The organism is Pseudomonas sp. NPDC096917 (genome assembly GCF_044762555.1).
GTDB lineage: Bacteria > Pseudomonadota > Gammaproteobacteria > Pseudomonadales > Pseudomonadaceae > Aquipseudomonas.
The window spans coordinates 223,535-230,982 of sequence record NZ_JBIWEO010000011.1; the positions used below are offsets into that span (position 1 = coordinate 223,535).

The window sequence follows — 7,448 nt, forward strand, 5'->3', positions numbered from 1 at the left end:
GGTTTAATGCTTGTGATCGTGACTGTGAAACGTTTGGCCGTGGTCATGGCTGTGACTGTGCGAGTCATGACGGTGCTGGCCTTTGATCTGCAGCGCTGCGGCTTCCAATTTGTCTTGCGGGCTGGCCACGTGAACGTGGGTGCCGGTCTCTTCGGCGCCGCCAAACAGCAGGCGTGCTTCAGAGGAAGTGAGGTTGGGCAGCACCGCAGCCCCGCTGATAAAGGCGTAGGGCAGGTGCTCAAAGCCGTGGGTGCGCATCACCGAGTCCATCATCTTGGTTTCCACGGTAAGCGGGATGTACACCTCGTTGTTCTTGGTTACAGCTTTCCAGTGCTGGTTGCCCAGCGCATGGCCGAGTTCGAAGCTGGTCTTGATTAGCACGTCGAGGGGTTGCTGTTTAAGTTCCTTGAGGTCAATCACCATCACGTCGCGCAGGTTTAGCTGAACCACTACGGCGCTGTTGGTCTTTTCGTCCCACATCAATACGTCGCCGTCAGCCAGCACCACGTTTCGTTCCAGCGAGATGCCCAGATCCAGCCCGCCAACGCTGGTACGCCGGCAACGGCTTTTTTGTGCCTCGCGCTGGTCGAGAATCAGCAAGTCAACGTTGGCACCTGCCAGCTTTTGCTTCCAGTGCGGATCTTTCTTGGCATTGCCCAAAATGTGTTCAATCAAAATCACGTTACAACTCCTTTCTAACCCCTTGCAGGAGCGAGCGGGCTCGCGATCTTTTAAAGATCACACGATCGCGAACGGGCTCACTCCTCCAGGAATGTGTTGTTTAGCCAAAGAAATAACGCTGGTTCATGCTGGCGACATCGATGGGTTTGCAGGTGGCGTGTACGCCGTCGACCTTCACTTCGAAGGTTTCAGGGTTGACCTCGATCTTTGGTGTCTGGTCATTTCGCACCAAGTCCTTTTTGGAGATGGTGCGGCAGTTGCGAACGGCCATGACCTGACGATCCAACCCGGCTTTTTCCTTGACCCCGTCTTCCAGCGCAGCTTGCGAGACAAAGGTCACGCAGGTGTCTTGCAGGGTTTTGCCGAAGGCCCCGAACATCGGGCGGTAGTAGACGGGCTGCGGGGTAGGCAGCGAGGCATTTGGATCGCCCATGGCAGCCCAGTTGATCATGCCGCCCTTAATGACCATTTTTGGCTTGGCGCCAAAGAAGCGTGGGTCCCAGAGCACCAGGTCGGCCATTTTGCCCACTTCGACCGACCCCAGCACATGGCTCACACCTTGAGCGATCGCCGGGTTAATCGTGATTTTTGCCACGTAGCGCAGCACGCGGAAGTTGTCGTTTTCGGCGCTGTCTTCCGGCAATTTGCCACGTGAGGCTTTCATGGCATGAGCGGTTTGCATTACCCGCAACCAGTTCTCACCCACTCGGCCCATGGCCTGTGAATCGCTGGAGAACATGGAAATCACGCCCATGTCTTGCAGCACGTTTTCGGCGGCGATGGTTTCCGGGCGCACTCGGCTTTCGGCAAACGATACGTCGGCGGGCACGTTTGGATTGAGGTTGTGACAGACCATGATCATGTCGAACAACTCGGCCTGGCTGTTGATGCCGTAGGGCAGGGTCGGGTTGGTCGAGCTCGGCAGTACGTTGAGCTGGCTGGCTACCTTGATGATGTCCGGGGCGTGACCGCCGCCCGCACCCTCGGTGTGGAAGGTGTGAATGGTGCGGCCTTCAAAGGCATCGATAGTGTCTTCGACATACCCGCATTCGTTAAGGCTGTCGGTGTGCACCGAGACTTGCACGTCCATCTCATCGGCCGTACGTAGCGCGTGGCGCAGGGCGTTGGAGGTTGCGCCCCAGTCTTCGTGCACCTTGAGCCCGGCAACACCGGCAATGATTTGTTCCGCCAGTGGGTCACGGCCAAAAGAGTTGCCTTTGCCGAGCATGCCGACGTTGATCGGCAAGCCTTCGAGCGAGCGCAACATGGCGCGAATATTCCACGGGCCAGCAGTCACTGTGGTGCCGTTGGTGCCATCGGTTGGGCCGATACCGCCGCCGAAGAACGTGGTGATGCCGTTGGACAGCCCGTGATAGGCCTGTTGGGGGGAGATCAGGTGAATGTGGGTGTCGATCCCGGCGGCAGTCAGAATCAAATGTTCGCCCGAAATGGCATCGGTGCTCACGCCGACCACCATGTTATTGGTCACGCCGGTCATGATGCCGGGGTTGCCGCTTTTGCCAATGCCACAAATCTTGCCGTCACGAATGCCGACGTCGGCTTTGATCACGCCCTGAATCGGGTCGATGATGGTGACGTTGGTGATGACCAGATCCAGTACGCCGTTGTCGCGGGTCAGGGTGTTATCGGCACCCATACCATCGCGCAGGGATTTGCCCCCACCGTAGACCGACTCTTCGCCGTAACCGCGCAAGTCTTTTTCAATTTCGACAAACAGGTTGGTGTCGCCCAGGCGGATTTTGTCGCCCGTGGTAGGCCCAAACAGGCCGGCGTATTCTTTGCGTGAAATAGTTGGCATCGGTGGCTCCTTTTCTAATGCCGCACTGGCGTCAATGACTCAACGGCGCAGGTGCAAAGTCTGTAAGTGCATGATTGGCTTGGTGGCTACTTGCTCGTCTTGGAGAACTTGAAGCCGTGTTCGACTGCGCGCTGAATGGCTTGCAATTTTTCCGGGCGTTCGTGTCCGCTGACGGTTTTGTCGGGGGCCCAGCCATCTACCAGGTTGTTGAAACCGTAGAGGGTTTGCTTGCCGCCGTAGGGGATCAGCGACACTTCGATTTCATCGCCCGGCTCAAAACGGATCGCGGTGGTGGCGGTAATGTTCAGGCGTTTGCCAAAGGCGGCCGTACGGTCAAATTCGAGGGCGCGGTTGACTTCGAAGAAGTGAAAGTGCGAACCGATCTGAATCGGGCGGTCACCGGTGTTACGCACTTTGACCTTGGTCACCGGGCGGTCTTCGTTGAAGCTGATCGGCGAGCTGGCGTAAATGGTGCCACCCAGCGGCACGTTGTCTTCATTGCCTTTTTGTACGCCACCGGGGTTTTTCGCGTGCGGGATGTTGTGATCCGGGTGAGTGTCCTGGTGCGGGCTGGCAGGAGCGGCTGGGGCAGCGGTTTTTTTGGTGCTCATCACTGATTCCTCAAAACGGGTCTGTTTGCGTTAACCGGCTACTGCTTGCCGTTACTTGATCGGGTCGTGGACCGTGACCAGTCGGCTGCCATCGGTGAAAATCGCTTCAACCTGAACGTTGGGAATGAGGTCGCTGACGCCTTCCATGACATCGTCCTTGGTCAGTACTTTGCTGGCCTCTGTCATGACATCTTCAACCGTCTTTCCGTCCCGTGCGCCTTCCAGTGCCGTCACGGTGATAATTGAAACGGCCTCCGGGTAGTTCAACTTCAAGCCACGAGCCTTGCGGCGCAATGCCACGTCCGACAAGGTGTAAATCATCAGTTTGTCGATTTCTCTCGGGGTGAGCTGCATAAGCCCTCCTATCTACAATGCGGTAAACATGAGTTTTTAGAATGCCGGTCAGGGCTCAAACCTGCGCCTGGCAACAGGGTCGATTACGCCCACGCGAAAGCGCTCGCCGGTTGATTGCCAGTTGATTTTTCGAGGGGAAAGCAAGTCCGCTTGGTGCATGGCGCTGGCAGCGGGTGAGGTGCTAGTGCGTTTCATAGGCTCAACCGTTCAAGTCCTTTAAGACGGGCGCGATGAGAGCCTAGACCATAATTTTCAACAGGTGAGACGAAAAGGCAGTGTGTTTGATGGTCTGTTTGAGGCGGCAGGGGTTTTGCTAGAGACAGTGGCTTTTATAAAAAACCAATAAATACAGTGAGTTAAAGTTTTTTTGGCGGCGTGTTTAAAAGGTTATAAGCCTATTTCTCAGCTCAAGAAGCTTCGCTCGCTGTGTAAAAATCTTCATCTTTAGTGCGATATATCATTTAAATAGAGGGGATTTTGTAGGAGCAAGCTTGCCCGCGATCTTTGGGTATTTAAATTCCAAAGCTCACTCCTGCAATCAGAGGTTTATTTTTTGTCAGCGTCAGTCTTTTTTTTAAACAGATGTTTGTGTGTTTGGTAGAGGGCGGCGTGCAACTGATCATTTAGCTCAGTCAGTTGCCTGAGCATTTCCAGGCTCAACCATACATAGGCATAAAACGGCGTTTCGGCGTTTTTCCCGTTGATGCATTGCAAGGCCAGTTCCTTGAGATCGCGGGTGGTCTGGCGTAGTTGGCCGCTGATTTCGTTATTACCGATACCCATGCAGAGCTTGTTTTGCAGCGACTCCAGGGCTTGCGGAATCAAGCGCCGAACATCGCGCAAGGCGGGCTCATTCTCGATCAGCTTGTGACTCGCCGCGGACGACCAGTAGGCATCGACCATCAGTGAGAACGTCGTAACAAGATTGCGGTGCAGCGTTTGCAAAGACTCAAACACGGCGGGCTTCAAGTTACTTTCGTTACTGGCCGGGGCGATGTAGCTGCGTAACTTGATGACCGCGTCCAGTTCATTTTTTAATTGATCTTCAAGGTTTGGCCGTTCCAGGGTCTGGGGTGAGAAGTAGGCCTCATAGAGTTCATTTAGCGTGTGCAGGCTCTGGCTGAACTTGATGCGCAGGTCGGTATAGGCCCGTTGCGGGTAGATGCTGGTGTAAAGCATCGCCAGCAGCGACCCGGCCAGCACATAGACGCTGCGCAGAATCGCCGACTCCATATCGTTGGGCGGCGAGCAACTGACCACGGCCAGGGTTGAACCGATCAACAAGGCCATGTATGGGTGCTTGCCCAGGGTCAGGTAGCCGGCGACAAACATCATGATTGCGCACCACAACAGCATGGCCGGGAACGAAAAGGTCTCCAGATACAACGCCACCAGACCGGAAAGCGCACCCAACACGGTGCCGCCAGTCCTTTGCAAGGCCCGCGCGAAGACATTGCCCCAATACGGCTGTGGTCCCATCACGATCAGCATGGTAATCAACGCCCAAGACGCATCGTCCAGCTTGAAGTAACGAATCACCACGAAGGTAACCAGGAACGCCAGGCTGATGCGAGTGGCATGAATCCAGCGGTAGTATTGACAGGCCAGTTGTTCCAGATTGGAAATCTTTTTACCCAGCTGCATAGAGACCCCAATCGCTGTGATGGATTGGGCAGCCAGCGTAGTTCACGTTGAAGAGGTTGACCATGTCGCCGTCGAAGTGCTCGTACACATAACGCTGCGGCTCATGGCTTTGAGAGCAATCAGAAACGGCTTACGGAATACAGCGCCAGCTTCCTTTGAACATGAGCGGAACCTGGCATGGCCTGCGCCACTTCGCCAATGATGCGAGCGAGTCGATCAGGCAGGGGCGATGTCCCATCCATTCGACAGGGAAGGTGATGTCGAGAGGTGAAAAGCCAGCATTGCCGCAAGAACACCCGGATCCGGTGTTCTCAGGGATCAATCACGGTGACCCGCATGTTGTAAGTCGCTCTAGGGTGAAAGGTCATCCTGGCCCCCCGAGAGCTTGCGGCTAACGCCTCTTCGTGAACAACCCCATGACAGCGGCATCCCCGAGTTCTTACAGGCCTCGGGCAGGCATAGGCCATCATGCTTGCGGGCTAGTTTAGGCATGCCTTCAAGGGGCTGAAGTGCTGAGTTAGACATCTACGAACGCTGCGTATTGTTTATAGATGAGATATTTATCATGCCTTGGATATTGCTTTCTGGGCGCATCGTTTAATAAGTGGCCGCGCCCTTTGGGGCACTGGCGATGAGACTGGCTCCGTATGAGGTATTCATACCCTCCAAGGCAAGGCTACCGGAGTACCGTCTACAGTGTAGGTGCTGCTACCTTCAACAATAGGAAAAACGCCTTTGCAGAGTGGGCAGGCTACTTTGTGACCGAGTCCGACGATGGGTTTGCCGTGGAGATCGGTTTGGGTGAACGCTTCAAGTACAACACCACCGTTTGCGTTTAGGGTCTTGCTCCAGCGGTCTTTGCGGCTGTTGCTGTTTTTCGTTGAGCAGGTTGCCCGCCGGGCCGAAGGCGAAGGTGGCGCTGCTGTTGTGATTGGGTTGTTTCGCGGGCATCGGCGACGCGGGGCCAATGCGGGTGATGCGTGCTTGTTAAAGAGCGGTAGCTTGTGTGGTCAGCGGTGAACCGATGCGCGTGAGCCTCTGGCGATCAGGCTGGCACCACAGGCGGTCTTCATGCCGTCCAGCGCCACTGGAACGCCGTTAACGGAATAGGTGCTGCTGCCTTCGACAATCGGGAATGCTCCCTTGCACAGGGGGCATTTCACCAAGTTGCCTTTGCCCGCCATTGGCTTGCCGTTGAGGTTGGTGTGTGGGATGGATTCAATGACAACGCCACCGTGGTCGGTGGTGTCGCCAAGTTGAATAATAGGTTTCATCTCTAATGGCTCATTTTTTTGTCAGTATCACATCTTTATTAAGAACAATAATGTCCACGTGATTTTCGTGTGAGAAATTGTCCACCATATCCTGAAAGTGCATGTGTTCTAATTCGTGGGCCTCCATTTCTTTGGCGGCATTAGTAAAAAAATTTCCGATTACTTTGAGTGTATTGGTATCGGCCACTATTGATATTTCATCTAGCTTTATCTCTTCACTGGTGTTTGTGGCAGTTCCGTAAATGGCGAACATTTTTAGATTTTTCATATATCAAACCCTTTTTCTTTCAAATACTCTTTTTCAGTTCTGGTTAATCCAGAAATATCTCCGCGAGAGCCGTGGCTCTGTGTGCCATCTTTATTGATAACAATTTCTTGTCGTCTGGATTTACATTCGCAGTGTGCATGTAATTGTTGATTTGTATTCTCAACGTGAGGTGGATCAATACGAATTCTGCCATTTCCAACGGGCTGCCAGCGCCCAGATTTAGCCAACCCCAGCGGATCAACCCACCCCACTGGATTTGGCGCATACGCAAACAGGTTCAACCCACCCGCATACCCAATCGGGTCTTTGCTGATGAACCGTCCCACCCTCGGATCATAGTACCGATAGCGGTTGTAGTGCAGCCCTGTTTCGTGGTCGTGGTATTGGCCTTGAAACCTGATCGGGTTGTTCAGGCCTTGTTGTTTGGCAGTGTCCGAACGGTGTTCAACGATTTAACCCCAGGCTTTGTAGTCTGCGCTCCAGACGATTTGGCCGTTCTGGTCGGTCATTTCCTGCGGGGTGCCGAGGTGGTCGCAGTGGTACCAACTCAGGACGTCGATTTTCGGTGCGACGGGTGTGTAGGTCCACAGCGGGTCGGTTTTTTGGCTGTACTCGCCGCTGTAGTCGGGCTGTTTGAGCAGGCGGATGTTGCGTAACCGCTCCATGAACCCCACATTCAAAGCCGCCGCGTGATCCCGGATGCTGTGCTCCCGATTTCTTTCTGGAGCCCATCCGCCATGATGCGTCCCGACGCAAAAGTCGAAAAAGTGTATCTGTACCCCAAGCCCGTCGACTTC

9 protein-coding genes and 1 pseudogene are annotated in these 7,448 nt (G+C 54.5%); all 10 read right to left on the minus strand.

Annotation, left to right across the window (positions count from 1 at the left end; genetic code table 11):
- Positions 1–3 precede the first annotated feature (3 nt).
- Positions 4–681, minus strand: coding sequence for an urease accessory protein UreE (gene ureE / locus ACIQYF_RS15255; protein ID WP_402863189.1), 678 nt, complete (start codon positions 679–681; stop codon positions 4–6).
- 100 nt (positions 682–781) lie between these two features.
- Positions 782–2,500, minus strand: a complete 1,719-nt coding sequence (locus tag ACIQYF_RS15260) for an urease subunit alpha (protein WP_402863192.1) — start codon at positions 2,498–2,500, stop codon at positions 782–784.
- A gap of 86 nt (positions 2,501–2,586) precedes the next feature.
- Positions 2,587–3,111, minus strand: coding sequence for an urease subunit beta (locus ACIQYF_RS15265; RefSeq protein ID WP_402863195.1), 525 nt, complete (start codon positions 3,109–3,111; stop codon positions 2,587–2,589).
- 51 nt (positions 3,112–3,162) lie between these two features.
- Entirely contained in the window at positions 3,163–3,465 is a 303-nt protein-coding gene (locus tag ACIQYF_RS15270) for an urease subunit gamma (protein WP_019409985.1), read from the minus strand.
- Between the two features lie 546 nt (positions 3,466–4,011).
- On the minus strand, positions 4,012–5,109 hold the full coding sequence (locus ACIQYF_RS15275; protein WP_402863199.1) for an FUSC family protein: 1,098 nt from the start codon (positions 5,107–5,109) through the stop codon (positions 4,012–4,014).
- A 597-nt stretch (positions 5,110–5,706) separates the two neighbouring features.
- Positions 5,707–5,939 (minus strand): annotated as a pseudogene (locus ACIQYF_RS15280) (PAAR domain-containing protein); the annotation flags it as partial.
- A 180-nt stretch (positions 5,940–6,119) separates the two neighbouring features.
- Positions 6,120–6,383 carry a PAAR domain-containing protein gene (locus tag ACIQYF_RS15285; protein ID WP_402863202.1) on the minus strand — a complete coding sequence of 88 codons (264 nt, stop codon included), beginning with the start codon at positions 6,381–6,383 and terminating at the stop codon, positions 6,120–6,122.
- Positions 6,384–6,393: 10 nt separating this feature from the next.
- Positions 6,394–6,651, minus strand: a complete 258-nt coding sequence (locus ACIQYF_RS15290; protein WP_402863205.1) for a hypothetical protein — start codon at positions 6,649–6,651, stop codon at positions 6,394–6,396.
- Positions 6,648–7,103 carry an RHS repeat-associated core domain-containing protein gene (locus ACIQYF_RS15295; RefSeq protein ID WP_402863232.1) on the minus strand — a complete coding sequence of 152 codons (456 nt, stop codon included), beginning with the start codon at positions 7,101–7,103 and terminating at the stop codon, positions 6,648–6,650. The genes ACIQYF_RS15290 and ACIQYF_RS15295 overlap by 4 nt, the downstream gene beginning before the upstream one ends.
- Positions 7,104–7,448, minus strand: a 345-nt coding sequence (locus tag ACIQYF_RS15300) for an RHS domain-containing protein (RefSeq protein WP_402863208.1), incomplete at its 5' end; no start/stop codon positions are given.